20 protein-coding genes are annotated in these 24,418 nt (G+C 60.2%); 16 read left to right on the top strand and 4 right to left on the bottom strand.

What is annotated here, in order from left to right; translation table 11 throughout:
* Positions 1-2: 2 nt before the first annotated feature.
* Together ACZ495_RS01460 and ACZ495_RS01455 are read right to left on the bottom strand one after the other, a co-directional pair.
* Positions 3-995 carry a MoxR family ATPase gene (locus ACZ495_RS01460; RefSeq protein WP_464262517.1) on the bottom strand — a complete coding sequence of 331 codons (993 nt, stop codon included), beginning with the start codon at positions 993-995 and terminating at the stop codon, positions 3-5.
* A 201-nt stretch (positions 996-1,196) separates the two neighbouring features.
* The gene (locus ACZ495_RS01455) at positions 1,197-4,121 is read right to left on the bottom strand and encodes a tetratricopeptide repeat-containing diguanylate cyclase (RefSeq protein ID WP_464262516.1); all 2,925 of its coding nucleotides are present in this window, start codon (positions 4,119-4,121) and stop codon (positions 1,197-1,199) included.
* A gap of 413 nt (positions 4,122-4,534) precedes the next feature.
* On the opposite strand from ACZ495_RS01455, the gene ACZ495_RS01450 reads away from it, so the two are divergent.
* The 12 genes from ACZ495_RS01450 (at position 4,535) to ACZ495_RS01395 (ending at position 16,968) form a co-directional block, all read left to right on the top strand.
* Positions 4,535-5,161, top strand: coding sequence for an MBL fold metallo-hydrolase (locus ACZ495_RS01450; RefSeq protein WP_464262515.1), 627 nt, complete (start codon positions 4,535-4,537; stop codon positions 5,159-5,161).
* Complete coding sequence (locus ACZ495_RS01445) at positions 5,158-5,853, top strand: flavodoxin family protein (protein ID WP_012625354.1); 696 nt, start codon at positions 5,158-5,160, stop codon at positions 5,851-5,853. The genes ACZ495_RS01450 and ACZ495_RS01445 overlap by 4 nt, the downstream gene beginning before the upstream one ends.
* 63 nt (positions 5,854-5,916) lie before the next feature.
* Positions 5,917-6,780, top strand: coding sequence for a ComF family protein (locus ACZ495_RS01440; protein ID WP_232088683.1), 864 nt, complete (start codon positions 5,917-5,919; stop codon positions 6,778-6,780).
* A 145-nt stretch (positions 6,781-6,925) separates the two neighbouring features.
* Positions 6,926-8,065 carry a DUF4198 domain-containing protein gene (locus ACZ495_RS01435; RefSeq protein ID WP_464262514.1) on the top strand — a complete coding sequence of 380 codons (1,140 nt, stop codon included), beginning with the start codon at positions 6,926-6,928 and terminating at the stop codon, positions 8,063-8,065.
* Positions 8,066-8,137: 72 nt separating this feature from the next.
* Positions 8,138-8,974, top strand: coding sequence for an aminoglycoside adenylyltransferase family protein (locus tag ACZ495_RS01430; protein ID WP_464262513.1), 837 nt, complete (start codon positions 8,138-8,140; stop codon positions 8,972-8,974).
* Positions 8,975-9,386: 412 nt separating this feature from the next.
* Positions 9,387-10,313 carry a Tim44 domain-containing protein gene (locus ACZ495_RS01425; protein ID WP_012625358.1) on the top strand — a complete coding sequence of 309 codons (927 nt, stop codon included), beginning with the start codon at positions 9,387-9,389 and terminating at the stop codon, positions 10,311-10,313.
* 92 nt (positions 10,314-10,405) lie between these two features.
* Positions 10,406-10,801, top strand: coding sequence for a PaaI family thioesterase (locus tag ACZ495_RS01420; protein ID WP_394027252.1), 396 nt, complete (start codon positions 10,406-10,408; stop codon positions 10,799-10,801).
* A 580-nt stretch (positions 10,802-11,381) separates the two neighbouring features.
* On the top strand, positions 11,382-11,648 hold the full coding sequence (locus ACZ495_RS01415) for a DksA/TraR family C4-type zinc finger protein (RefSeq protein WP_012625360.1): 267 nt from the start codon (positions 11,382-11,384) through the stop codon (positions 11,646-11,648).
* Positions 11,649-11,750: 102 nt separating this feature from the next.
* Positions 11,751-13,085 carry a bifunctional folylpolyglutamate synthase/dihydrofolate synthase gene (locus ACZ495_RS01410; RefSeq protein WP_464262512.1) on the top strand — a complete coding sequence of 445 codons (1,335 nt, stop codon included), beginning with the start codon at positions 11,751-11,753 and terminating at the stop codon, positions 13,083-13,085.
* Positions 13,078-14,505 (top strand): L-seryl-tRNA(Sec) selenium transferase, encoded by a 1,428-nt coding sequence (selA, locus tag ACZ495_RS01405; protein ID WP_394027250.1) that lies wholly within the window; start codon positions 13,078-13,080, stop codon positions 14,503-14,505. Before ACZ495_RS01410 ends, selA begins: the two co-directional genes overlap by 8 nt.
* A gap of 60 nt (positions 14,506-14,565) precedes the next feature.
* Positions 14,566-15,951, top strand: a complete 1,386-nt coding sequence (locus ACZ495_RS01400; RefSeq protein WP_296983724.1) for an aminopeptidase — start codon at positions 14,566-14,568, stop codon at positions 15,949-15,951.
* A 246-nt stretch (positions 15,952-16,197) separates the two neighbouring features.
* Positions 16,198-16,968, top strand: a complete 771-nt coding sequence (locus ACZ495_RS01395) for a DNA alkylation repair protein (protein ID WP_072311643.1) — start codon at positions 16,198-16,200, stop codon at positions 16,966-16,968.
* A gap of 207 nt (positions 16,969-17,175) precedes the next feature.
* Here the strand turns inward: ACZ495_RS01395 and ACZ495_RS01390 are convergent, their stop codons facing one another.
* Entirely contained in the window at positions 17,176-18,621 is a 1,446-nt protein-coding gene (locus ACZ495_RS01390; protein ID WP_081428300.1) for a GNAT family N-acetyltransferase, read from the bottom strand.
* Positions 18,622-18,873: 252 nt separating this feature from the next.
* Positions 18,874-19,734: a PHP domain-containing protein gene (locus tag ACZ495_RS01385; RefSeq protein WP_012625366.1), complete on the bottom strand. Its 861-nt coding sequence runs from the start codon at positions 19,732-19,734 to the stop codon at positions 18,874-18,876.
* 133 nt (positions 19,735-19,867) lie between these two features.
* Here ACZ495_RS01385 and ACZ495_RS01380 point away from each other — a divergent pair, with 133 nt between their 5' ends.
* From ACZ495_RS01380 to acs, 4 genes are all read left to right on the top strand, one after another.
* Positions 19,868-20,089 carry a Trm112 family protein gene (locus ACZ495_RS01380; protein ID WP_012625367.1) on the top strand — a complete coding sequence of 74 codons (222 nt, stop codon included), beginning with the start codon at positions 19,868-19,870 and terminating at the stop codon, positions 20,087-20,089.
* Entirely contained in the window at positions 20,089-20,655 is a 567-nt protein-coding gene (gene yfcE, locus ACZ495_RS01375) for a phosphodiesterase (protein WP_012625368.1), read from the top strand. The genes ACZ495_RS01380 and yfcE overlap by 1 nt, the downstream gene beginning before the upstream one ends.
* A gap of 45 nt (positions 20,656-20,700) precedes the next feature.
* Entirely contained in the window at positions 20,701-21,432 is a 732-nt protein-coding gene (locus ACZ495_RS01370; RefSeq protein ID WP_012625369.1) for a Maf family nucleotide pyrophosphatase, read from the top strand.
* Positions 21,433-22,235: 803 nt separating this feature from the next.
* Positions 22,236-24,284: an acetate--CoA ligase gene (acs, locus tag ACZ495_RS01365; RefSeq protein ID WP_394027249.1), complete on the top strand. Its 2,049-nt coding sequence runs from the start codon at positions 22,236-22,238 to the stop codon at positions 24,282-24,284.
* Positions 24,285-24,418 lie beyond the last annotated feature (134 nt).

Raw genomic sequence — 24,418 nt, 5'->3', positions numbered from 1 at the left:
GGCTACATCAGCACTTCAGCGTTTTTTTCCGCCCAGCGGGAGAAAGCCTCGGTGCGCACAAGCTCCGTGTCCTGGCACACGGCGTCACGCATGAGCAAAACGCCGAATTCCGAAGGCAGCCTTTCGGCATAGGCCGTAAGCGCATTTATGGTTTCGGCGCTGGCCCTGAGGCTCAGTGCCTCGCACATGGCATAAAGAGCCGCCGGTTCCAGCGGAACCACGGCCGAGGCCGGGGCCGCCAGCACTTCGTCCACTGTGGGCAGCTCACGCCATACAGCAAGAAAACCCATAAACTCCGCAGCCCCCGCTGTACCCACAGTACCCTGAAAAAGTTCGTATTCCACATCCGGGTCCGGCGCGGCATCAAGAATACGCGAAACAAATTCCCACGAACGGGGCGAAGCAAAGGCCTTTTCGGATTTTTGCGGGTCAAAGTCGTGCAGCAGCCGAGGCCTGAACCGCAGGAATGCACACACTTCAGGCCGTATGCCCGCGACCTGCGCCCAGGAGAGCCAGTCGTCCAGACTGGCGTCAAACTCCAGGTGCACCATACGGTTGGCAAGGGCCGAGGGCATGCGGTACGACACGGCCTTGTCCTTTTCGCGGTTGCCCGCGGCCACAATGGCCCAACCGTCAGGCAGGCGGTATTCGCCAATGGCGCGGTCCAGGATAAGCTGGTAGCAGGCGGCCTGCACAAGAGGCGGTGCGGCGTTCAGCTCATCCAGAAAAATTATGCCTTCTTCCGGATCTGAAGACGTGGGCAGGAATGCCGGCGGACACCACACGGAAAGCCCCTGTTCGGTAATGCGCGGCAAACCGCGCAGATCCACGGGGTCAAGCAGCACGGCGCGGATGTCGCGCAGGGCCACGCCTCTGGACTCTGCCACCTGGGCCACTATCTGGCTTTTGCCCACGCCCGGCGCACCCCATAAAAAAGCCGGCTGGCGGATGGAAATAAGGGAATTCAAGGCAGAAACAATCTGTAAAGGTGTCATGGCATTCCTGTAAGCCGCTGTCGGCTGGTGGTGGTGAATACATGAATGCTGCCCTATATGAAAATGAAAGTCAATGTCATAAAGAGATGCGACAAACGCCCCCCGCCATCCTTGTACCCCACGAACCGCGCCAACAGCCCAAACGCAAGCAGCCGCCCGGTATCGGGCGGCTGCTTGCGGTCATAACCCTATATTTTTTACTCAGCCAAGCACGGCTCTGGCTTCAGCCAGCCGGGCTTCATCCTCCCGGTCAAGAGCGCGCAGGGCGCGCGCCAGCGTCTGCCAGGCCTCTGGCCTGTCATGCAGACCAGCGCTTTTACGCGCCAGCAGCTCAGCCACGGCCGGGTCCTCGTTGCCGTCCAGATAAATATTTGCCAGCAACAGCATGGACGCCGCGTCTTGCGGGTTGCGCAACAGGGCCTCGTGCAGAAGCTCGCGGGCCTCGCCACCCCTGCGCTGGCGTGCTGCCACGCGGGCCAGATGCCGCCGGGCCACACCCGGTCTGCCGGGCGAAGCGTCTTCAATGGCTGCCGCCAGCTCATAGTAGCGTCGGGCGTCGGCCCTTCTGCCGCCCTGCTCACAAAGCTGCCCCAGCCGGATATGCGCAAAAAGGTGGTCAGGTGCGGCTTTGACGCACTGCCGGTAGTAGCGTGCGGCGGCGCGGCGCTCTCCCAGGCTCTGGCAAATATTGCCAAGATTGTAATAAATCTGCTTGGCCGCGCCTGCATCGGGATTATGCCGCAGCGCTTCAAGAAAATAGCGTCGCGCCTCGTGTCCGCGCCCCAGGGCCGCCATGCACACGCCAAGTGAGTTCCAGGCCATCACATTGGCTTTGTCCGCAAGCAGGGCAAGTTTGTACTCTTCCAGAGCACCAAACACGTCGCCCAGGCTGTAACGTCTGTCGGCGCTGATATTGAGCGCCAGGGAATTGCATATGCCGACCCGTGGCGGCGGCAAAAGAAGGGCGTATTCCAGAGCCTTGAGGGCGCAGTCCGGCATTTCTGCCTTGCGGTACTGCAAAAAGGGAAAAGCTGCCAGTCCGGCCGCAGCGTCAAATCCTTCGTTTTTCAGATCGGCACACAGGCTCTCATACAGGCCGGCAACATCCGGTGTTTCAACGCCGGGATGAAAAAATATAAGGCTGTTACTGCCGTACAAACCGGCGAGCGGTTCGGCCTGCTCCGTGTCAGGAGCAAGTTTGCGCAAAAGTTTTCTCCACAGGCGCAGGGCCGTGGCCGGAGCATGGTCTTCGGCATTTTCCAGTCGCACAATCGCCAGCACAAAACGGGCGCAGCGCTCGCTTTCATGCGCAAAGCGGTTAAGAAAATCGCCGTGCCCACACAGGTCGCACCGGGGGCTTTCCGCAGAAGAGGCGTTTGCCCCGTCTTTTTGTTCAGCATCCGGCGCTGTTGAGCCGTCAGCCGCCACTGCGGGAAACGGCACGGCGCGGACCTGCGCCTGCGGGTTTTCAGAATTTCCGGCGGCCCCGGAGTGTTCGGAAGCTGCGGCGGCGCAAGGGGCAGCCTGGGCCAGCACGGGGGCACGCGGGATTGCCGGCGTGTCGGCCGGTTCGCCACGCTCCTGTACCTGCCGCGCTGGCGCGGCGGGCGGCGTCAACAGGGCTTCCTGCACACCGGGGATACTCAGAGACGGGTCATGCCCGTCCAGATCCGGGCTGAGCACCGGGCTTTGCCCAAGAAGGGCCAGACTGTCGCCCGGCATTGGCAGAAAGGCCGCGTCCGCCAGATGCAGAATTTCGGCGACAGAATCCCTGTCGCCCACGCGCAGCAGCACAACCTCGCCTTTATAGCGCGGCTTCTGGCCTGCATCCGCGCTCCAGACCGCAAAACGCATGCCTTCACGCGCCTTGGCCTGACGCCCGAGGCTGATGCGCAAGCGCCCCAGGGGCAGGCTCTCAAGCACCAGCCCCCCTTCCTGCAGGATACGGGCAAAGGGCATGATGCGGCTTTCTCCGGCGCGGGTTCCGTCAGCTCCGGCGGCTTCGGCCGCGGCAGCCGTCTGGCCTGCCACATCTGCTGCCAGCCGGGCGCGAGCCATAAGCAGACGCGCCTGTTCATACATGCCAAGGCCCATTTCAGCACCCTGCATGTCTTGCGGGTACAAGGCATGCCCGGCGCACAGACGCGCATGCACGACCTGCCTGGTCAACGGCGAAGCAGGACGCTCGGCCTCCATACGCGCAAGTACCGCACGGGCCAGTTTGTGGCACGCGCCCCGCCCACTGGCTGAAAGCAGCAGGGCCAGCTCGTGCCGCCCCACCCGCGCGGCCAGCACGTCAGACGGCAGAACCGAACGACAGGCATCGGCAAACCTGCGCATGAAATTTTCGGCAAAGGCAAAACCGTGCCGCCGCACCACATCCGGGCCGTTATTCATGCGCAGGAGCACGATGCCCATACACATGCGATGCATGGGCGCGGCAAGCCCCTCAGGGGCAGACGGTTCTTCAAGGTGCGCCCGCACTCTTTCGGCCTCGCCTTCCATCCGGGCAAAAAGGCTTTCCTCCGTAACAAGGCTGGTAACCGCATCCGTGCGCACAGCCTTGGCGCGAGCCAGATTCTCAAGGATCAACCCGGTAATGGCGGGCAAAATCTCCAGCAGGGGGCGTACCTCACGGGCGCGAACACCATGCAGCATGACCATGCCCAAAAGCTGCTCTTTCCAGATCAGGGGCAGGAGCAGCTTGCGTTCACGCGCCAGCAGCTGCGGCTCATCCGAAGCCTGATTTCTGGGAAAATACAGGGCATGCCCGCTGAAGGAAAAAAAGGCTGCCAGTTGCCTGCACAGCAATCCTTCCATTTCCATAAGGTCTTCACGGGCCAGCTCGCGCAGGTCCCGCTGACCGGAGTAGTCACAGCCCTGCCCGGCTCCGTCCCGGGCCGGCACATTCCGCGAGTCTTCCAGCCGCCCGGCCCATTCGGGGTGCGCCGCGCCGCCCGGCGCTCCAGCCCGCCCGGAGGCGGCTTCCGGCACACTGGACGGTACGCCTTGAGCGGCCGCCGCTTCCACGCTGTTCGCCGCATTGCGCGGATACTGCTCCGCAGCGGAACGGGCGGCCGTCTTGCGGCCCGCCCCGGCTTTTTTGCGCGCTGTATGCTGTGCCATGTTTTGTGTATCCTCTTCGGGCTGAAAATTCTGTTTCATCCGTGAAGTGTAGTTCGGTGGTGGCCGCTTGTCTAGAAAATATCATGAAACCCGGCATCTCTTCAGAATTGAAGAAGCCTGATCAATGCGGCCCCGCGCCCCGTCCCTAAAAACGCGGCCCGCTACGTCAGAACATGCCGGCACACACATACCTTGCGCACAGGCCTGCTGCGGGGCAGCAGCCGCGCCCTTCCGCAGCCGCCGGAACGGCTCCAGGTTGATATTGCTTCACCCGGCGCCTGCTGCTACCACAGGCAGCACTTGCCCCCTGAAAGCGAAGAGGGTAATATCGGGCAGCCGAAAGATACACACCGCACTGCTGCAATGGGCACCCCCATTCTTGCGCGCAGATTCATACTCATAAGGAACTCATCATGGCCGTTGCCGTTTTTCCCCTTGGCCCGTTGCAGACCAACAGCTACATCATCCATAACGCCACCAGGGCCGTGGCTGTTGACGTGGGCGGCGACCCCGCGCCCATGCTCGAATACCTGAAAAGCCACCAACTCACCCTGGATGCCGTCTGCATAACCCACCGCCATTTTGACCACATGTACGGCGTGGCCGAACTGGCCGCCGCGACGGGCGCGCCCGTGTACATGCCGCAAGGGGACGACAGCCTTGCCGACACCGAATCGGGCAAGGGCGGCATATGGGGATTTCCTCCGGTGCCGGATTTCAAAAGCAGCCCCATGCCCTTCGGCAAGACAAGCATTGGCGGCATGGACTGTGAGGTGCTGGAAACCCCCGGCCATACCCCCGGCGGCGTTTCACTGTATTTTCCCGAAGAACAGGTGGTCTTTACGGGAGACGCCCTGTTTTACCGCTCCATCGGCCGCACGGACTTTCCCGGCGGCGACCATGACACACTGCTGCGCTCCGTGCGGGACGTACTGTTCAAGCTCCCCGCCGAAACTGTCGCTTATCCCGGTCACGGGCCCGCCACCAAAATAGGCGATGAAGCCGCCAACAACCCTTTTTGCGGTGAGTTCAGACCATGAGCAACCCTGTGGCACTTCTTTGCAGCCCGCGGCCCGGCGGCGTTTCAGATGCCGTGGCACATCTTGTTGCCGCAGGCGTGGCTGAAGCCGGGGCCGAACTGCAGCTTGTGCCTTTGCGCGACTATGCTTTTGACGGCTGCATCGACTGCGGCGGCTGTACGGCCCCCCCGCATCACTGCACCCTGGCAGGCAAAAACTGTGACGGCAGACTGGACAGGGCCGAAGAAATCTTCGCCCTCATCGAGTCCGCGCCACTGCTTTTCATCTCTGCGCCCATTTATTTTTACGCCCTGCCTGCGCATTTCAAGGCGCTCATTGACCGCACCCAGCGCTTTTGGGCGGCGCAGAACCACGCTCCCTCGGGCAGGCCGTCCCTGCCCCGGCCTCCGGTCAAGCCCGCCCTTGTCAGCCTTGTGGCAGGCAGGCCTCGGGGCAAACAGCTTTTTACCGGCTCCCTGCTTACCCTGCGCTACTTTTTCTCTCCGCTCAATGCGGCTATCAGCGAAACACGGCTGCTGCGGGGGCTGGAAAGAGGCAAGGACCTTGAAGAACGCCCCGCTGTGCGCGCTGCCCTGCACGCCTGGGGACACGACTGGGGCTGCCGCCTGATGGCGGGCAAGGTGCCGGGCTATGTTCCGGACTCCCACCCCGGCAAGGGCTGCGGCAAAGACAGACCATCGTCTGCAGGGTAACGCCGGACCGGCTTTTTTGTTTTCGTTATGAAAACTGGTGAAAACAACAGCCAGCATGGCTGTATGCCCGGCAAAGAAGGCCTGACCGCACGGCTGGGCATGGGGTTTACCGCGGCAGCCCGTTTTCTGGGTTTTGCGCAGGCACGCTGCTTTCACTGTTTGCGCCCCTTCACGCCCGGCGAAGAAATTTCACCTTTTCCCCATCACCCTGCCGCAGCACCGGATATTCCCGGCCCGCTGGCTCCCCTGTGTCCGCAATGCCGCATCCTGCTGGCCCCGTATGCAGGACCGCGCTGCCCGCTGTGCGGCCTGCCCTCCGCCCCTTCGCCTGAAGCTTCTGCTTTGCCCCACCTGCAAAGGGGCAGCCTGTGCGGACATTGTCTTACAACTCCGCCCCCGTGGTCCGGCGCTGCCTTTCATGGCCTTTACAAAGAAGCATTGCGCCACGTGCTTCTGCGGCTCAAGTTTGACGGGCATCTCTACCTGGCCCCCCTGCTCGGAGCCTTCCTGCAAGAGGCCGCCCGCTGCCTGCCCCGCCCCGACGCCCTGGTGGCTGTTCCACAATACCCCGACCATCTGCGCCACAGGGGGTACAATCAGGCGCACGAACTTGCCAGGGCATTGAGCGCGCAGACCGGGCTTGAACTCATACCCGGCCTGTTGTGCCGCACACGGCCCGGCCCGGCGCAGATAGGTCTCAGCGCCCGCGCGCGGCCTGACAACGTGCGCCACAGTTTTGCTTCTTCACCCGAGGTTAAAGGTCGCTGTTTGTGGCTGGTGGACGATGTGATGACCACCGGCAGCACCCTGCGTGCCGCCTGCCGCGCCCTGCGCCATGCCGGAGCCGCACGGGTGTATATTCTTGTGGCGGCGCGCACCCCGAAAGATGCGGCAGGCCATCCGGCAGATGCCCCGACGGGGCTGTAGACAAACCCTGAGGCCAGATGCCGGATACCCCGCCCCCGGCCACATGACAATGTCGGGGCGTTCTGCTATGCTTGCGTCAATAAAAAAGCCCGAATCCGTATGCCCGGCCAGCCGGGCAGCCATTTCCGGCAAAGCAGGAGCATTCATGCCGCGCATTTCTTTTTTGCATACGCTGCCGCGCACGGCGGCCGTCATTTTTTCCGCCACAATGTGTATGGCTGCCCTTTGCGGCCTCACGGCAGCTTCCGCCGGGGCGCAGGTAACCCTGCTCGTTCCGAGCCAGCCCAGCATTGAGGCTCCCGCCAAGACGGAAAAGGCCGAGCCAGCGGGCAAACGCGAAGACAAAAAGCAGGAAGGCAGGCAATCCGCCCCCAAAACGGAAAAAAATACGGACGCAGGCAAAAACAAGACCGCGCCTGCCAAAGCAGCCCCCCAGCCCGCTGCCCCGCCCCAGGGACAGGGCGCGTCCCCCACTGCGGAACAGGACCCCGGGCAGAGTACGGCAGCAACTGCCGGGCAGCCCGCTGCACAACCTGCGGAGGAGACACAGACTCCGCCTCCTGCTCCCGAGCTTCCTGCCATTGATGAACAGGTGGATGTACTTATCACCATGATGCGGCCCTTTCAGAACCAGGGGCTTGTCATGGATATGCCCCAGCTTTTCGCCGTATTGCGCTACGACAATGCCAGTCCCGTCAAGGATGGCCTTATTCAGCCCGAACGGCGCGACCTTCTCGGCGACGTGGAAGAGATAGGCTATCTTGACCAGAAGGCATGGGGCGCCAACGTGGCCCTCGCCCATCCCGGCCTTTACCAGTTCATCATTGAAGGACGCCCCTGGTGGGATGCGGCTCACGGCCAGTTTCTGCAGCACTACGTCAAGGCGGTGCTGCCCGTGCATGGCGTGGAACGAGGATGGGATCAACCCGTGGGCCAGACCTTTGAAATCCAGCCCCTTGTCCGTCCTTTCGGCCTCACCGCTCCTGCCCTTTTCTCCGGTGTGGTTCTGCTGCACGGCAAACCTTTGGCAAACGCCTCTGTGCGTATGGCCAGAATCAACACCGAAAAACGTATAGTTCCCACGCCGTGGCATGAAGAAATGGCGGCCCGCTCCGACAAGGCTGGGCAGTTTTCCTTTGTTCTCAACCAGCCCGGCTGGTGGTACTGCATAGCCACCGCACCCGGCGACCCCCTCAAAGGCCCTGACGGCCAACCCAAGGCCCTCAACCTGGGGGCAGTATTCTGGCTTTATGTGGACGGTGCCGCCGATGCCCGCAAACGCTGATCCGGGGCAACGCCAGGCCCCATTGCCGCTGCCTCCCGGCTCTCCTGAGGCAGGAGATTCAGGAGGTTTCTGGTGCATCCCGCTGCAAACAGCCTGCTGATCACCCTGCCCGAAGCGGCCGCGGCCCTGTCGGCCATGCAAGGACGGCTTGGGAGATCCCTGCATGCCGTCTATCTGCATGGTTCCGCAGTAACCGGCGGACTGCGACCTCGCAGCGATGTAGACCTGCTGGCGGTCGTTGACCAGCCCATCCCGCCGCAAGCCCGCAAAACCCTTGTGACCGATCTGCTGGACATATCCGGGCGCTATCCCTCCGACCCGTACGGGCGGCGGCCTCTGGAACTGATCGTTTTCCTGCAACCCGAGCTTGCGGAACTGCCGTATCCCGCCCCCGGTGAGTTCATCTATGGCGAATGGCTGCGCCACAGCTGCGAAGCAGGCAACGTTCCCCCACCCAGCGGAGACCCTGAGCTGACGCTGGTGCTGGCTCAAGCGCGGCACGAGGCGCTTGCCCTCATGGGTCCAGCCGCAAAACGACTTTTGCCGGACATCCCCAGAGCAGACATCCGCCGTGCCATCAAAGACACGCTGCCCGCCTTGATCGGAACACTTGAGGGCGACGAGCGCAACGTGCTGCTGACCCTGGCGCGCATGTGGTACACACTGGAAACAGACGGCTTTGCCCCCAAGGATATGGCAGCCGGATGGGTAGCGGCCCGCATGCCGGCTGAGCAGCGCCGCCTGCTGACCGCTGCTGCAGAGGCGTATGCAAACGGCTGCGACTGTGACTGGCGCCACTGCCGTCAGGAACTTTCGCGCACAACAAACATGTTGTACAATAACATTATAAAAAGAATACATCACAAACAAAACACAGCAGTTGTGCAGGATAACCATGTCAATGCATAACAATACATACTATTGCAACTGCTTTATTAACAGAAACACTAACATACATAGCTGGTATCATTTTTCGCACATTTTATATAAATTATGCCTGTAAAAATTCGTTTAAAAAATTATACCATTATATATTCAATATAAAAACAAAAACTACACCGCATATAAATGTACTATATATTTTTATCATAATTATTTTTACCTTTTTTACCATATTACGCACCATTTACATTAAAAATATCCTTAATATTTCTGTATTACATAAATATAGCACAGCTACTTATCTGCTATACATTTTATTTTCTGCAAAGTGGATTTAGCGGCCTTGCCTTTTTTGTCACAATGTTTATAGTCAGAAAGGCTGATCAGACCGTGCGACCAGCGCACCCTGCAACCAACAACCCCCTCCCGGGAGCTGTTCATGAAATTGAGTGCCTTTCTGACCGCTGCGTTTTTTCTCTGCTGTTCCATTATGCTTGCCATGCCCGATTGCGCCGAAGCCGCCCGCATGGGCGGTGGACGTTCGTTCGGCAGCAAACCTTTTATGAGCACGCCTGCGCAAAAACCTGCCATGCGGCAGGATACGCCCGGTGCCGCACGCCAGCCTTCAGCTCAGGCCCAGGCCGCGCCCCAGGCTCCCCGCGCGGGCATGTTCGGTGGCATGGGCGGCCTTTTCGGCGGCCTTCTGGCCGGCACACTGATCGGTTCGCTGCTGGGCGGCCACGGCTTTGCCGGAGGCGGCTTTATGGACATTATCCTTATCGGCCTGCTGGCCTTTCTGGGCCTCAAGCTCTTCGCCCGCTTTCGCAACCGGCAGGCTTCTGCAACGGCAGGGGCGCACGGGCAGCACTCCGGCGGTTACAGCGACCGCATGCAGGGCATGCAGCGCGAGTCCGCCGGGGGCAACGGCTGGGACGTGTTGCGCGGTGATGGTCAGGGGGCGGCAGCCCACATGGCGGCCGGACCCAACATTCCCATGCCCGAAGGGTTTGATGTTGATGAATTTTTGCGCGGAGCCAAAATGGCGTATACCCGCCTGCAGAACTCCTGGGACAAGCGCGATATGGACGACATATCCCAGTTCACAAGCTCTGCGGTACAGCACGCTGTCCGTGAACAGATGGAAGCCGACCCCAGCCCGAGCAGTACTGAAATACTGCTGGTGAACGCACAACTGCTTGGTGTGGAGAATGAAGGCAACGAGCAGTATGCCCAGGTCTTTTTTGATGTGCTGATGCGCGAAAGTCCGGACCAGCAGGCTCCGTCCACTGTTCGCGAAGTATGGCACTTCATGCGCCCGGTGCAGGGCGGTAGCTGGAAGCTGGACGGCATCCAGCAGGTAGAGTAGAATATTCATACCGCACTGGCGGATACACGTTTGTATACACTGTGCCGGAAGCCTTTGGCTTCCGGCTTGTTTTTGGCAACACTGGAGAATTTATGAAAAACTATGTCGCAAAACACGACAAACTCATGCACTACCTGCAAATGACCATTGAAAGCGCCAGCCCTGAGTTCGCCCGGGTGAGCATGCCCCTTACCGAAAACCACAGAAACGGCATGGGCTGCGCCCACGGCGGCGCCATCTTTGCCTTGGCGGACGTTGCCTTCGGGGCGGCGGCCAATGCGGGCAAAGATACGGGGGTGGTCAGCCTTTCCACCACCATCGAGTTCCTGCGGCCCGGCAAAAGTGGCCCGCTGGTTGCTGAAGCCCACGTGGTACGCCGCGGGCAGCGCATACAGAATTATGACATAAAGGTTTTTGACGGATCCGGCGACCTCATCGCACAATGCATGGCCGCAGGATACCAGACAGACATCCAGTTGCCGGAATAACATATTCCGAAGCATCATCTCCCGGCGGCTGCAAAGGCAGCCTCCCGGCAAAGAGGCGTAAGCGCAGTCCGCTTGCGCCTCTGCCGCTTTCGGCAAGCCGCAAGTCTACATAAAAAACGACCGCCCTGCAGGGCACCCCCCTCACGCAGGAAAACCGGCCCGGTCCCGCATCAGCGTGCTTGCCCACGCCATCCCCAGCCGACCGGCCAGGCCGGACCTTCGGGCGTCCGCCCACAATACTTTCACTGGCACAAGCGCGACATCCTGTCACAAACGCAACATGCGCCCTGCGTTACAGTATGGCAGTTCCCGCGGCTTCTGCCGTGTACGGAGGCTTCCATTTCACCCCGGGACATCATATACTGTGGTGAAGCCGCCACACCAGAACAGCCAACAGATGCCGCCCCTGCAAAACACAGCAGCAGCCTGAAAATACACACACCACACCATCGCGGCCGGAACTGAAGCACCCCGTAGTCACGCAGGCAGCGCTGCCTGCGAAAGGCCGTATTGCACGGCTATGCCCGGCAATACACCTGCATCCCAATAAGGCGTAGACAGCGCCGTAAAGGAGGACGTCATGGCAAGCGGTTGGGCCGGCGACAACGCCGTACAGGATCAGATTCAGGATTCCATCAACGATGAAATTGCTCGCGCCCGGCGCAGCCTGCCCAAAGGTGATAGCCTGAGCCATTGCGAAGAATGCGGTGAAGAAATACCTCAGGCCCGGCGCGATGCTCTCCCCGGCGTGCGCCTTTGCATCGCCTGCCAGCAGGAAGCCGACAAGGAGCAACAGACCGTTTCTCTTTACAACCGGCGCGGCAGCAAGGACAGCCAACTGCGGTAGATGCTTTGGTGAGACGGCCGGCGCAGACGCTCCGCCGCCGTTTCAGGATTGAACCGCTCTAAAACGCTGACAGTTGCGCGCCTTTGCGTTACCGTGCTGTGCATGAAGCACTTTTTCAGCGATTTTTCCCAGATTCAACGCCACCTTGACGGCCTGGGACTTTTCCATATGGACATGGGCCTTGACCGCATGCGGCGCGCCCTGTCCATTCTCGGCCTTGCCCGGCCCCCTTTTGTGACGGTGCAGGTTCTGGGCACCAACGGCAAGGGATCCACTGCGGCCTTTCTTTCCTCCCTTTGCCAATCCCACGGGCTGCGCACGGGCCTGTACACCTCGCCGCATTTTGTCAGCCCCACGGAACGCATCCGCATTGATGGACACCCCTGGCCGCCAGACCTGTGGCCCCCCCAGGCAGATAGCATCATGAATGCCGTGCCGGAGCTGACCTATTTTGAATTTCTTACGGTGCTGGCTCTACTGGCTTTCAGGGAAGAACAGGTTGATGTGGCCGTGCTGGAAGCCGGACTCGGCGGCAGCCACGATGCCACTACGGCCGTCAGCGCGGATCTGACCTGCTTTACGCCTATAGCGATGGATCACAAAGATGTGCTCGGCGCAGACCTTGCCGCCATCGCCAAGGACAAGGCAGGAGCCATCCGCCCGAATGTACCGGTCTGTGCAGCCAGGCAGTTTCCACAGGCCACACGTGTGCTTGAAAATGCCGCTGCCGCCTACAAGGCTCCGCTCGTCTGGGCAGATACTCTTGAGGCTCCTTTTGTGCCGGGCCTTGCAGGACCTCACCAGCGTGACAATGCCGCTCTGGCTCTCACTGCATGGCGGCGGCTGGCCCCCATGCTTGGTAAAAATCCCGCTGATGCCGCGCTGCAACAGCAGGGCCTGGCCCGCGCTTTTGTACCCGGCCGCCTGCAGGCAATTCCCGCAGCAGACGGCCTGCCCCCCCTGCTGCTGGACGGCGCGCACAATCCGCACGGCATGGCCGCTCTGGTCAACGCCCTGAACCAGACAGGCGTGCGGCCCGCTGCCGCTGTTTTTTCCTGCCTGGGGGATAAGGACTGGCATTCCGTTGCGGGCATGCTCAAAAAAACCCTGGGGCATACGCCCGTCTTTATACCAGCCCTGCACAATCCCCGGGCCGCCGATGTGCATGATGTTGCCGCATTTTTCAATGCCAGGCCCCCGGTCACGGCTCTGGCCGTACCGGCCCCGACGCAATCCACGCAGGATGCGCACGGCAGCGGGCCGCACGCCTGTCTGGCTCAGGCACTGGAACAGGCCGCCGCCTGCGCCCGGGCCGACGGCAACACCGGCCCGGTGCTGATCACAGGCTCACTCTACCTGCTGGCCGAATTTTTCAGTCTTTTTCCCCGCCACCTTTCGCCCACAGCCGACGCATACGGGAGAAGCACCCATGAATAATCTCTTCCGCTCCATCCCCGCCGTGGATCTGTGCCTTACGGCCCTCGGCCAGGCCGATCCGTCCCTGGTCGAAGCTCCGCGCGGCCTGATGCGCGACCTTATAACGGAGTTCTGGGACAAAAAACGCCACGAAATACGCGAAGGCCATTGCAAAAAAAACGAACAACTGACCCTTGATGCCTGCCTGCCCGGGCTCATGACGCATGTGCGCGCAGGTCTGCGCAGCCGCTTCCGGGCAACGCTCAATGCTACCGGCGTTGTGGTGCATACCAACATGGGGCGTTCCGTGCTTGCCAAAGAGGCGCGCGAAGCGGTCATTACCGCCGCCACCGGCTATTGCAACCTGGAGCTGGATATGCAAAGCGGCGGCCGGGGCAGCCGTCATGCCCTGGTTGAAGACCTGCTGTGCCGCCTGACCGGGGCAGAAGCCGCCCTTGTGGTCAACAATAACGCCGCCGCCGTGCTTCTGGTGCTGGACACCTTTTGCAAAGGCGGTGAAGTGGTTGTCTCACGCGGCGAACTGGTGGAAATCGGCGGCAGTTTCCGTATCCCCGAAGTGATGGAAAAAAGCGGAGCCACACTGCGCGAGGTAGGGGCTACCAACCGCACCCATCTGCACGACTACAGCGCGGCCATAAATGAAAACACCCGCGCGCTCATGCGGGTGCACACGTCAAACTACCGCATTGTTGGCTTTCATTCCGCCGTGCCGCTGCCCGAGCTGGCGGCCCTGGCGCGCCGGCATGATCTGCCCCTTATTGAAGACCTCGGCAGCGGCAGCCTGACGGACTTTTCTTCCTGCGGCCTGCCCGATGAGCCAACAGTCCCCTCGGTGCTGGCGCAAGGGGCGGACATCGCCACATTTTCCGGCGACAAGGTGCTCGGTGGCCCGCAAGCGGGCATTATCACAGGGCGTAAGGACATGGTCGACACACTCAAGCGCAATCCGCTCACCCGCGCCCTGCGCTGCGATAAACTCTGCCTGGCCGCGCTTGAGGCCACATTGCGCCTCTATCTTGACCCCGAAAAAGCCCGTCAGAAAATCCCCACCCTACGCATGATCTGCCGCCCGGCCGAGGAACTGGCGCGCGCTGCGCGCACCCTGGCCGCGGCGCTGCGCAAGGGGCTTGCCGGTTCGTCGGCGTCCTGCCTTGTAAGCCTGCGGGCCGACGTTTCGCGCGTGGGCGGAGGGGCATTTCCGCAATACGACCTGCCCACGACGCTTGTGTGCCTCAAGCCTGAAAACTGCAGTGCAACGGCTCTCAAGGCGGCCCTTCTGCGCACTGACCCGCCCCTTATAGGACGGCTGGAAGACGACAGTTTCTGCCTTGACCCGCGTACCCTGACCGCCGAAGACAGGCCCACGCTGCTGCGCGTACTGCGCGAGGCTCTGGCTTTGGCCGCAAAAGAGATTATATAGGCGGTACTGACCGCAAAAATGACAGGCCTGCCGTTCGGGCAGGCCGTAAAGGAAAACAGCATGGAAAAGACTCTGGCCTACAAACCCCAAAACGCCTGGGAAGGCGCGGACGCCAAAACGCGCAAAGAAATGGAAGCCCTGGCTGTTCGCTATATGGATTTTCTTACGCACTGCAAAACAGAGCGCGAAACCGTGAAGTATGTGCGCCAGCGCCTGGCGGAACACGGCTATACTGAAGACTTCAATGCTGACCGCGTTATGCGGCCCATGCGTGGCAAAGCCATTTTTGCGGCAAGGCGTGGCGTGCTGCCGCTGGAGCAGGGGCTTGCCCTCATTGCCGCCCATACCGACACGCCGCGCCTGGATTTCAAACAGCGCCCGCTCATTGAGCAGCCCGGCGTTGCTCAGGCAAAAACACACTATTACGGCGGCATACGCAAATATCAATGGCTGGCGCGCCCTCTGGCGCTGCATGGCGTGGTGGTGCGCGGCGACGGCTCTGTCGTTGAAGTTACCATTGGCGAAAAAGCCGGGGAACCTGTGTTCTGCATTGCCGACCTTCTGCCCCATCTGGCCCAGAAGCAGGTTACCCAGACCGTCAGCGATGCGTTTGAAGCCGAAAAGCTCAACATCATTCTTGGGCACAGCCCCAAGGCCGCAGGCAAGGGCAAAAAAGAAGACGCCCCCAAAGAACCGGTAAAGGCGCAACTTCTTGAAATTCTGAATAAAAAGTACGGCATTACCGAAGAGGATCTCATCACAGCCGAACTTCAGGCCGTTCCCGCCGGCCCGGCCCGCTTTGTGGGTTTTGACAAGGCTCTGGTAGGCGGCTACGGGCAGGATGACCGCATCTGCGTCTTTGCAGCCCTTGAAGCCCTGCTGGAGGCCGAAGCCACAGGCCGGAGCATGGCCGTCATTTTTTGGGACAAGGAAGAAATCGGTTCGGACGGGGCCACCGGCGCGGCCTCACGCTTTTTTCAGTATTGCGTGGAAGACCTGGCCCGCGCCTGGGCGCCGGATGTGCCTGCATCCCGTGTTTTTATGGAAACCCGCGCCCTGTCCGCCGACGTGCAGGCAGCCCTGGACCCCGATTTTCAGGAAGTGCACGAAAAACAGAATGCTGCCCAGATGGGCTACGGTCCCTGTTTTTCCAAGTTCACAGGCTCACGCGGCAAGTACGGGGCCAGCGAGGCCGATGCAGAGTTTTTCGGCGCACTGCGCAATCTTTACAACAGCAGAAACATTCCCTGGCAGGCGGCGGAACTCGGCCGCGTGGACCACGGCGGCGGCGGCACGGTGGCTCTTTTTCTTGCCGCCTACGGCATGCACGTCATTGACCTCGGCCCTGCGGTCCTGTCCATGCACAGCCCCTTTGAGCTGGCAAGCTGCGCCGACCTGCATACTACGGTGCGGGCATACCGGGCCTTTTTTGAATCAGCCGTCTAGGGCCGTTTCACTGTAAAACACTCCCACCCGATGCCGGGCCTACCATACACACAGGGCAGACCTGCCCGCACAAGGCCCGGCGGCATCGCTCTACTCCTTGCGCCGCCGGAGCATTTCAACGCAAATGCTCCGGCGCGATACAACGCGGCGGCACACCGAGCACATCCGGCCCCAGGCCGCCCTTGCGCCCGCCAAGGGGCAACATCCTGCCGCGCGGAGCCTCCACACCAACCTGCCGGAAAACATATGACAACGAACAGCCACAAACTGCACCTGCTCAACAGCGGGCAGGTCGCCTCAAGCAATCTGGGCGAAGTTCTTGCCGTGGACTTTGCCGCCCTTATGTCGGCGGCCCTGCCGTCCGTCTCCGCAGACGGAGTGGCAAGCCTGCAAAAAATGGCAGCCCAGGGCATTTCCAAGCGCATGCGCCTCGCTGCGGAGCTGGTGTATGCGGCCCTTGGGCCAGACGCCCTCGATCAGGCCACAACGCACATTTCAGACACCGTGCGCGGCTGGGGCTGCTTTGCCCAAGCGCTTATTCCGGGCCTGAGCATCGGGGAACGGCTCGAAAACATGCGCCCCCTGGCCGACGACGTCCATTTTGGTGTTCGGGAATGGGCATGGATGGCCTTGCGCCCGCACATTACAGAAAACCTTGAACCTGCCGTGGCGCACCTTGCCCAGTGGACCACCGACCCCTCGGAACGGGTGCGCCGCTTTGCCTGTGAAAGCATCCGCCCGCGCGGCGTCTGGTGCAGCCATATGGAAAGGCTCAAGCAGGACCCGGCCCTTGCCCTGCCAGTGCTGGAGCCGTTACGCGCAGACCCGGCAGCCTACGTGCAGGACAGCGTGGGCAACTGGCTTAACGATGCCGCCAAATCACAGCCCGCATGGGTGCAGGATGTCTGCGCCCGCTGGCTGGCCCAAAATCCTTGCAAGGCTACAGAGCGCATCTGCAAGCGCGCGCAGCGCAGCATCGGGGCGTCTTCGCCTCAAAAATGCTCCGGGGCTGCGTGAGCAGACGTCCGCCGTGAAAGGGGCCAGGCGCAACATATTTGCGCTGTTAAACGCCGGATCTGGCGTGTATCAACCTTTGAAAATATATCCTCTAAAACAAGCTGCCTAAAGCATCGCCATAAAAAAGGCGCACACAGTAGTGAGCGCCGTGAAAACTTGAGAATACATGTTCTTGAAACGACAAAACCTCCTGATGCGGCATCCGCATCAAAAATAGTCTGAAAAATAGGGTTTGTCCGGCGGAATCAGCGCCTCAAGAGTCTTGAGCAGGTGATAGTCCATATCAATGCGGTCATTGTTATAGAGATATGTCGGCCGCTTGTACCCCATAAACATAGTGGTAAGCGTCTGGATATCCAGGCCGATGCGGTGGCCCGAACGGAATGTGGAGACCTGCTCGCAAACAGCCTCTCCCTCCTGCCAGCTCATATGGAAGATGCCGTTATTCCAGGGGGCAATGGGGTCCCTGACTTCAAATTCCAGCGTAAGCCTGGGGTCACTGAACTGGTAGGGGTAAAACTCCATAAAACGCTGCACGTCCACTATGCGGGCCATGCCGTAAGGCTGGATGGTCTCGTCAATCTCACTGTCTTCAAACTGAAAGGCGATGGCCTCACCCGTATAGTTGACGCCCTCGACTCTGGTAATCATGGAAAAGTGCGCGCTGATGTAGTTCCAGATGCCGGACTTGGCCTCCTGATTCAGGTAAACCATCTCCTTGATGCTGAACACCTCATTTTCAATGTAGTACACAACATAGCCCAGCGGCTTGCGATCAGCGCCATAGTACACCGCCGCCATAACGTCATCCGAATCCCAGCGCCAGTATTCTTCCCACTCCAACGCGCCGCGTATGAGCGCGCCGTGCTCCTGCAGGGCAAAATATTTGTAGACCCTGTGCAGGTCTTCATTTTCGATATCCACACGCTCTATGAGGCCATCCACGGCTCGCCGCGCCGGAAGCTGTGTATCCTTGATGGCGAACGTCATCTTGTCCGAAACAATTTCCCAGCCGTGCTTGCGGTACAGGGGAATGGAATAGGGACAAAGATAGGAAATGATCTGCTGCTCTGCGCGCATGTGCTCGAGGCTCTTGCCCAGAAGCGAATGGATGAGGCCGCGGCCCGTATATTCGGGATAGGTAGCCACCCCCGTAATGCCGCCCATCTTGCATATTTCGCCCTGCACGTTCACTTCCATCGGATAGATGACGATCTGGGAGGCCAGGCGTCCCTTATAAAACCAGCCCATAACGTGCGAGGCTTCAAAAATGGGCTTTTTGGACTGCTTCATTTCTTTTTCCGACCAGCCGATGCGGGCCATCTCGGACGAGCTTACCTGAAAGGCATAGCGCAACAGCGCCTCGAACTGTTCAAAATCTTCTTTGCCGAGCTGCCGGAATTCAAAGGCGTCATGAAGACCGGAGCCTTGCTGCTGGCCTTCACCCACAGCATTGGCGGCATCAGCCTTTCCACGGGCTTCTGCGGCCAGGGCCGCGCGGCGGGCCTCAAGCCCACGTTCGCGGCGGCTGCCGGGTACCAGCGGCGCGCCGCTGTTTTTGTCGGATGCAGCGCCCGCGGTGCGGAACGGATGAGGCTCAAGACGGGGGCCGTCAAGGGGCGGCAAGTGTTGTTGCTTGTGTAAAATTCGCATGTCCGAGTGTCCCGGTAAAGACTATGCATGAAACCGGCCAGTATGGGGGCGGTCTGCCGCGGGTTCCGGCCGGAAAAATACGGCAAATGTATAACGGCTCTTATGCCCGCTGTAACGCGCCGGCCGTTTTTTCGCAAGGCATGAGAAAGAGTGGTGGCGGCAGAAAAATGAAGATACTGGGTTCTGTTCGTCGGCGCAGACGGCAAAGACACAGGCTGCCAGTGTCGCGCCAGTGCGGCGCAATGCTCCAAATCAGACAGGCAGGCCCATCTTTATGCGGCGCTCGCGCAGGTCATCCAGCACGCCAATGCCCACACGCAGTCCGCCGTAGCCACGCCCAAGCTGAATGGCGGGTTTGTTGACGCCATGATAGTCCGACCCGCCGCTGATGCCGAGGTCAAAGCGCCTGGCCAGGGCCAGACATGTGCGTGCATCCGCTTCTGAATGTTCGCTGTGCCACGCTTCAATGGCGTTCAGGCCGCAATCCTTGAGGTGGGCTACCTGCGCCTCAAGCCAACCGGTCGGCGCTTTCCATAACAGGGGATGCGCCAGGCTCACGGTAGCGCCAAGGTCTGCCAGCAGCCGCACGATTTCCTCCGGCTCCAGCACTTCTTTGGGCAGATAGGCCTTGCCGTGGTTGCCCAGATATTCCTTGAAAACTTCACGTATGTTTTTGGCGTACCCCTTGCGCAGCAGCACATCGGCAATGTGGGGCCGCCCCACGCTTTCGCCCATGGCTGCAGCCAGCACTTCCTCCATGCTGACATCCAGCCCGAGGTCTTGCAGCTTGCGCACAATGCCTTCATTACGCTCACCGCGCTTTTCACGCAAAAAGGCAAGCTTTTGCAGCAGGGCTTCGGGCTGTTCGGGCAGCCACAGGCCCAGAATATGCAATTCGCCCAGCTCTGTGCTTGTGGAAATTTCGCAGCCGCGTATGAGTTCCACCCCCAGCTCACGTCCGGCGGCAGCGGCCTCGTCCAGACCGGCAAGCGTATCATGGTCTGTTACGGCAACGGCTTTGAGACCAGCCTCAGCGGCTTTGGCCATCAGTTGCGCCGGAGAATCAGTACCATCGGACGCTCTGGTGTGGGTATGCAGATCAACCAGTTCCATAAAATACTACCTTGAGGGATGACTGTTATTGATAGCGCAAAATATCAATAGGGTGCAAGCCTTGAACTGGGAGGGGCATCACGTTACACTGTCGGGCCATAACGAACCAAGCCCATCTGAAAAGGGAATGCATATGCCCATCAATACAGAAGAACTTTTGCGTATCCTGGCCTGCCCCAAATGCCTGGGTGGCCTCACGGCCCTGGAAGAAAACGCAGCCGTGGCAGGTTTTGCCTGCGCAGCCTGCCAGGTGGTGTACCCCGTGCGGGAAGACATCCCCGTCATGCTGGTGGAAGAAGCCGAAGACAGGCCCACCTGGAACGCCCGCCACCCTGAGGCCAGGGAGCGCTCCTGATGCGCCTGCTTGTTGCCTCGGACCTGCACGGTTCCATTGAAAGCCTGCGCTTTCTGATAGAAAAAGCCCGCCAGACAAAGCCCCACCTGCTGGTGCTTCTGGGCGACCTTGTCTATCACGGGCCGCGCAACCCCCTGCCTCAGGGGTATGACACCCCCTCGGTTCTGCGCGAAATGCCCGACCTTTCGTCCCTGCCCTGCCCGGTCAGCGCCGTACGCGGCAATTGCGATGCCGAGGTGGATCTGGCCCTTCTGCCTTTTCCAGTAACTGAAACCGCATGGCTTGAAGCTGACGGACTGCATATTTTCGCCAGCCACGGGCATCACCTGCCGGAAAATCCGCCCTGCCCCGGGCTGAAGCCCGGCACGGTCATTCTGCGCGGGCACACCCACATCCCCAGGGGAGAAACCCTGGACGGCCTGCACTTCTGGAATCCCGGCTCCCTCTCGCTGCCCAAAGGCGGCTCGCCCCGCAGCTACGGCTTTTATGAGGACGGCCTTTTCCGCGTGCTGGACATGCAGGACCGCGAAGTGCTCCGTCACGTCCCGGCCGCCAACGAGGCATAAGGCCCCCGTTCGCGCCTTCAACCGGGCATAAATACAGACAGTCACATGGCAGAAAACCACGCCCCACGCCCCGCTCTTTTTTCCCTGGCCCCAGACTGCAGGCTTGTGCTGGCATCGGCTTCGCCGCGGCGGCGCCAGTTTCTCGCCGAATGGGGCCTTTCCTTTGAGCTGACCAGCCCCGCCGGGGCTGAGCCTTCGCCCTGCCCCGGAGAATTGCCCGATGCCTATACGCGGCGCGCGGCCCTTGCCAAGGCCCATGCGGCAGCCGGCCTCCTTGCCGGCAAGGCCCAATCCTTGCTGCACGGGAAAAACATCATTCTGGCTGCCGATACCGTGGTGGCCGTGGACGGCGACATTCTGGGCAAACCCCGTGACAGGCAGGATGCGCTGAACATGCTTACCCGCCTTTCCGGGCGCGGGCATGAAGTCATCAGCGCCGTCTGCCTGCTGCTGCCCGACACACGGCAGGCGGCTACAGGCGCAACGCAAACCGGCAATACAGGAAGCGCCGCCCTCAAACCGGAAGAGCTGGTGTTCAGCGACACAAGCCGTGTTTTTTTCCATCCCTGGCCAGAACCTGTGCTACGGGCCTATGTGGCGACAGACGAACCGTGCGACAAGGCCGGCGCCTACGCCATTCAGGGGCAAGGAGCTTTTCTGGTAGACAGGGTGGAAGGTTCGTGGAGCACGGTTGTGGGCCTGCCCGTTACCCAACTGGCAGCCCTGCTGCTGGAGCGTGGCCTCATACTGCCCGTCGGTGAACCAGAAACGGAGTAAAAATCCGCGTACAGGCCGGCAAACACCACGCACCAGGGCTGGGCCACGCAAAGCCCGCGCACAGGACAGTTTTTTGCAGGTCTGCCGGCACACCTGCCCACCTTGCCGCCGGGCGAAGCAACCCGGCACTGCCATCACCCGAGCACCTGACGTCATCCGGGCAGCCCTGCCATTGAAATGCCTCACACCGCCACCTTGCTGTTTCCGCCGGGCGCAAATACTGCCCGTGTCCCAGGCCCGCATTCCCCATGTACCGGGCCGCATCCCGTTCATATGCCAGCCGAATACCTGGCGCACCTGTTGCGGCTGACGTGCCACAGCGTAAACAGACCGGCCCGCTTCTGGCTTCTGCCAGCCTGCAGGCACCGCGGCATTATTCCCTTTCCGGGCATCCTGTGCTGAAATTTTCCGGACCTCCCGCCTGTCGAGGACGGCTCGCCATCCAGGCTGTCCGCTCCGTCTCGCCTTTTCCGCTCAAGGTACAATGCTTCACGATGCGTGAAATAAAACAGTATTTCCGGCAGAAAAATTTTTTACTTGCCTTCACATGGTTGTTTAAAAAAAGTTATAATTTTTTTGGCCCCACATTGTGAAAAAAATCTTCAATTGTAATGGCGTTACAATCGGCCAGACTCCGTAAAAAATATCAATTTTTTGCAATATTGATATTTTTTTCACAACTATGACTGAAAGCACAAACAGGTACTCGCCTCTTGACGGTTATTTAAAATCTCTTTACGCATGTATCATGGCAAAGTCTTAACTTTTCATTTTACTGTTTTATGCATTATGGAGGCTGGATCATGTCTCAGGAACGGATCACTACACTGTTGAATGAAAATCGCAGCTATCTTCCACCAGAGCACGGCAAGACGTCTGCCTGGGTTTGCGGTCCGGAAGAGTATAATGCACTATGCCGCCGCGCTCTGGAAGACCCCAATGACTTTTGGGGAGCGCGAGCATCGCAGTTGATCCATTGGTTCAAACGCTGGGACAAAGTATTGGAAGCTGACGAAGCAAACCATAAATACCAGTGGTTTACCGGTGGAAAACTCAATGCTTCCTTTAACTGCATCGACAGACATCTGATTTCGGGCAGACGCAACAAGGCCGCCCTTATCTGGCAAGGCGAAAAAGAAACAGATGTGCGCTGCTACACTTATCAGATGCTTTATACAGAGGTCTGCCGCGTAGCGCATGCCATGAGTTCACTGCGCATTCGCAAAGGCGACCATGTTGCCCTGTATATGCCAATGATACCTGAGCTTTTTATTGCCATGCTGGCCTGCGCCCGCATAGGCGCCATACACACGGCCATCTTTTCCGGCTATGCGGAAGGGGGCGTGCGCAGCCGCATACAGGGTTGCAAGGCCCGCGTGGTCATCACGGCCGATGCGGCAGTGCGCGGTGGCAAGTTCAAACCCCTCAAGGCCAACCTTGACCCCATCCTGGAAAAATGTCCTTCGGTGGCCCACGTGGTGGTCGTCAAGCATGCGGGGCTTGAAAACGTCAATATGCAACGCAACCGCGATATCTGGTGGCACGACCTTATTGACGATTTTACCCTTAACCCCGACTTTCCCTGCGAACCAATGGATGCCAATGACACGCTTTTTCTGCTGCACACCAGCGGCAGTACGGGCAAGCCCACCGGGGTAATGCATTCCACTGGCGGCTACCTGACCTATGCGGCCCACACCACCCAGTGGTGCTTTGACATGCGCGATGACGATGTGTACTGGTGCACGGCCGATGCCGGATGGATTACCGGCCATACCTACGGTGTGTATGGCCCGCTTGCCCTGGGTGCCACCACGCTCATGTTTGAAGGCATACCCACATGGCCCTACCCCGACAGATACTGGCGCATCGTGGAAAACTTCCGCGTCAATATCCTCTATACAGCGCCCACGGTTGTCCGCTCCCTCATGCGGATGAACGAGGCGTGGACAGAACGTTACGACCTGCGCAGCCTGCGTATCCTGGGCAGCGTGGGCGAACCCATCAATCCCGAAGCCTGGCACTGGTACCACAAGCACATCGGCGGCAGTGAACTGCCCATAGTGGACACGTGGTGGCAGACGGAAACCGGCGGAGCCATGATCGCCCCCATGCCCTACGCCACAAAGCTCAAACCCGGCTCCGCCTCAAAGCCGCTGCCCGGTATTGACGCCACCGTTATGGGGTCGGCCGCACGCGACGGCGAAGAACCCGAAGCAGGCTGCAAGGCGGGCCATCTTGTCATTCGCCGCCCCTGGCCGGGCATGATGCAGGGCGTCTTCAATGATGAAGAGAAGTACCAGTCCTATTTTTCGCGCTTCGGCTGCTATTCTTCGGGCGACGCCGCCGAAATCGACCAGGACGGCTACTTCTGGATACTCGGCCGTATTGACGACTCCATCAACGTTTCCGGCCATCGCCTTTCCACCGCCGAAATAGAAGCCGTGCTGGCCGCCTGCCCCGAGGTGGGCGAAGCGGCTGTGGTTCCCATGCCCCACGCCCTTAAAGGCGAAGGTATCTATGTATACGTGGTCACGCGCGATGAGGTCCCCTGGAGTGCGGACCTGCGCGCCAAACTGCGCGAGGCCGTGCGCAGGGATATCGGCGCTCTGGCAACGCCGGAATACATACAATTCGTGGAGGGCATGCCCAAGACCACATCCGGCAAGATCATACGCCGCATGCTGCGAAAAATAGCCGGAGACAGCTACGAAGATATCGGTGATACCACATCGCTGGCCGAACCCGATGTCATACCCAGAATCATCTCCGGGCACCGCAACCTCATGGCCGGACGTCATGAAATGGAAGACGCCCCCGAAGGGGAAAATGGCGCCAAAACAGACGCCTGACCGATAATGCTGCGCTAGTACCACAAGGGTCTGAGGCCGGAACAACTGTGCACTCCGGCCTCAGACCCTTGTCATGACAACACGGCACTGCCCTCAATCGGGCAGCGCCGCCTTCCGCAGGTTCCTGAAAAGCG

Source organism: Desulfovibrio sp. GTC20076, assembly GCF_055385905.1.
The sequence above is the reverse complement of the archived record's forward strand: the minus strand, read 5'-3'. Positions and strand labels throughout refer to the sequence as shown.

What these genes read in the sequence shown, in the direction of transcription:
- ACZ495_RS01435 (WP_464262514.1), top strand. Translation starts at nt 6,926, where the DNA reads ATGCCGCGCATTTCTTTTTTGCATACGCTGCCGCGCACGGCGGCCGTC.
- ACZ495_RS01395 (WP_072311643.1), top strand. Translation starts at nt 16,198, where the DNA reads ATGACAACGAACAGCCACAAACTGCACCTGCTCAACAGCGGGCAGGTC.
- ACZ495_RS01440 (WP_232088683.1), top strand. Translation starts at nt 5,917, where the DNA reads ATGCCCGGCAAAGAAGGCCTGACCGCACGGCTGGGCATGGGGTTTACC.
- ACZ495_RS01445 (WP_012625354.1), top strand. Translation starts at nt 5,158, where the DNA reads ATGAGCAACCCTGTGGCACTTCTTTGCAGCCCGCGGCCCGGCGGCGTT.
- ACZ495_RS01410 (WP_464262512.1), top strand. Translation starts at nt 11,751, where the DNA reads ATGAAGCACTTTTTCAGCGATTTTTCCCAGATTCAACGCCACCTTGAC.
- ACZ495_RS01380 (WP_012625367.1), top strand. Translation starts at nt 19,868, where the DNA reads ATGCCCATCAATACAGAAGAACTTTTGCGTATCCTGGCCTGCCCCAAA.
- ACZ495_RS01455 (WP_464262516.1), bottom strand. Translation starts at nt 4,121, where the DNA reads ATGGCACAGCATACAGCGCGCAAAAAAGCCGGGGCGGGCCGCAAGACG.
- acs (WP_394027249.1), top strand. Translation starts at nt 22,236, where the DNA reads ATGTCTCAGGAACGGATCACTACACTGTTGAATGAAAATCGCAGCTAT.
- ACZ495_RS01425 (WP_012625358.1), top strand. Translation starts at nt 9,387, where the DNA reads ATGAAATTGAGTGCCTTTCTGACCGCTGCGTTTTTTCTCTGCTGTTCC.
- ACZ495_RS01450 (WP_464262515.1), top strand. Translation starts at nt 4,535, where the DNA reads ATGGCCGTTGCCGTTTTTCCCCTTGGCCCGTTGCAGACCAACAGCTAC.
- selA (WP_394027250.1), top strand. Translation starts at nt 13,078, where the DNA reads ATGAATAATCTCTTCCGCTCCATCCCCGCCGTGGATCTGTGCCTTACG.
- yfcE (WP_012625368.1), top strand. Translation starts at nt 20,089, where the DNA reads ATGCGCCTGCTTGTTGCCTCGGACCTGCACGGTTCCATTGAAAGCCTG.
- ACZ495_RS01370 (WP_012625369.1), top strand. Translation starts at nt 20,701, where the DNA reads ATGGCAGAAAACCACGCCCCACGCCCCGCTCTTTTTTCCCTGGCCCCA.
- ACZ495_RS01460 (WP_464262517.1), bottom strand. Translation starts at nt 995, where the DNA reads ATGACACCTTTACAGATTGTTTCTGCCTTGAATTCCCTTATTTCCATC.
- ACZ495_RS01390 (WP_081428300.1), bottom strand. Translation starts at nt 18,621, where the DNA reads ATGCGAATTTTACACAAGCAACAACACTTGCCGCCCCTTGACGGCCCC.
- ACZ495_RS01400 (WP_296983724.1), top strand. Translation starts at nt 14,566, where the DNA reads ATGGAAAAGACTCTGGCCTACAAACCCCAAAACGCCTGGGAAGGCGCG.
- ACZ495_RS01420 (WP_394027252.1), top strand. Translation starts at nt 10,406, where the DNA reads ATGAAAAACTATGTCGCAAAACACGACAAACTCATGCACTACCTGCAA.
- ACZ495_RS01385 (WP_012625366.1), bottom strand. Translation starts at nt 19,734, where the DNA reads ATGGAACTGGTTGATCTGCATACCCACACCAGAGCGTCCGATGGTACT.
- ACZ495_RS01415 (WP_012625360.1), top strand. Translation starts at nt 11,382, where the DNA reads ATGGCAAGCGGTTGGGCCGGCGACAACGCCGTACAGGATCAGATTCAG.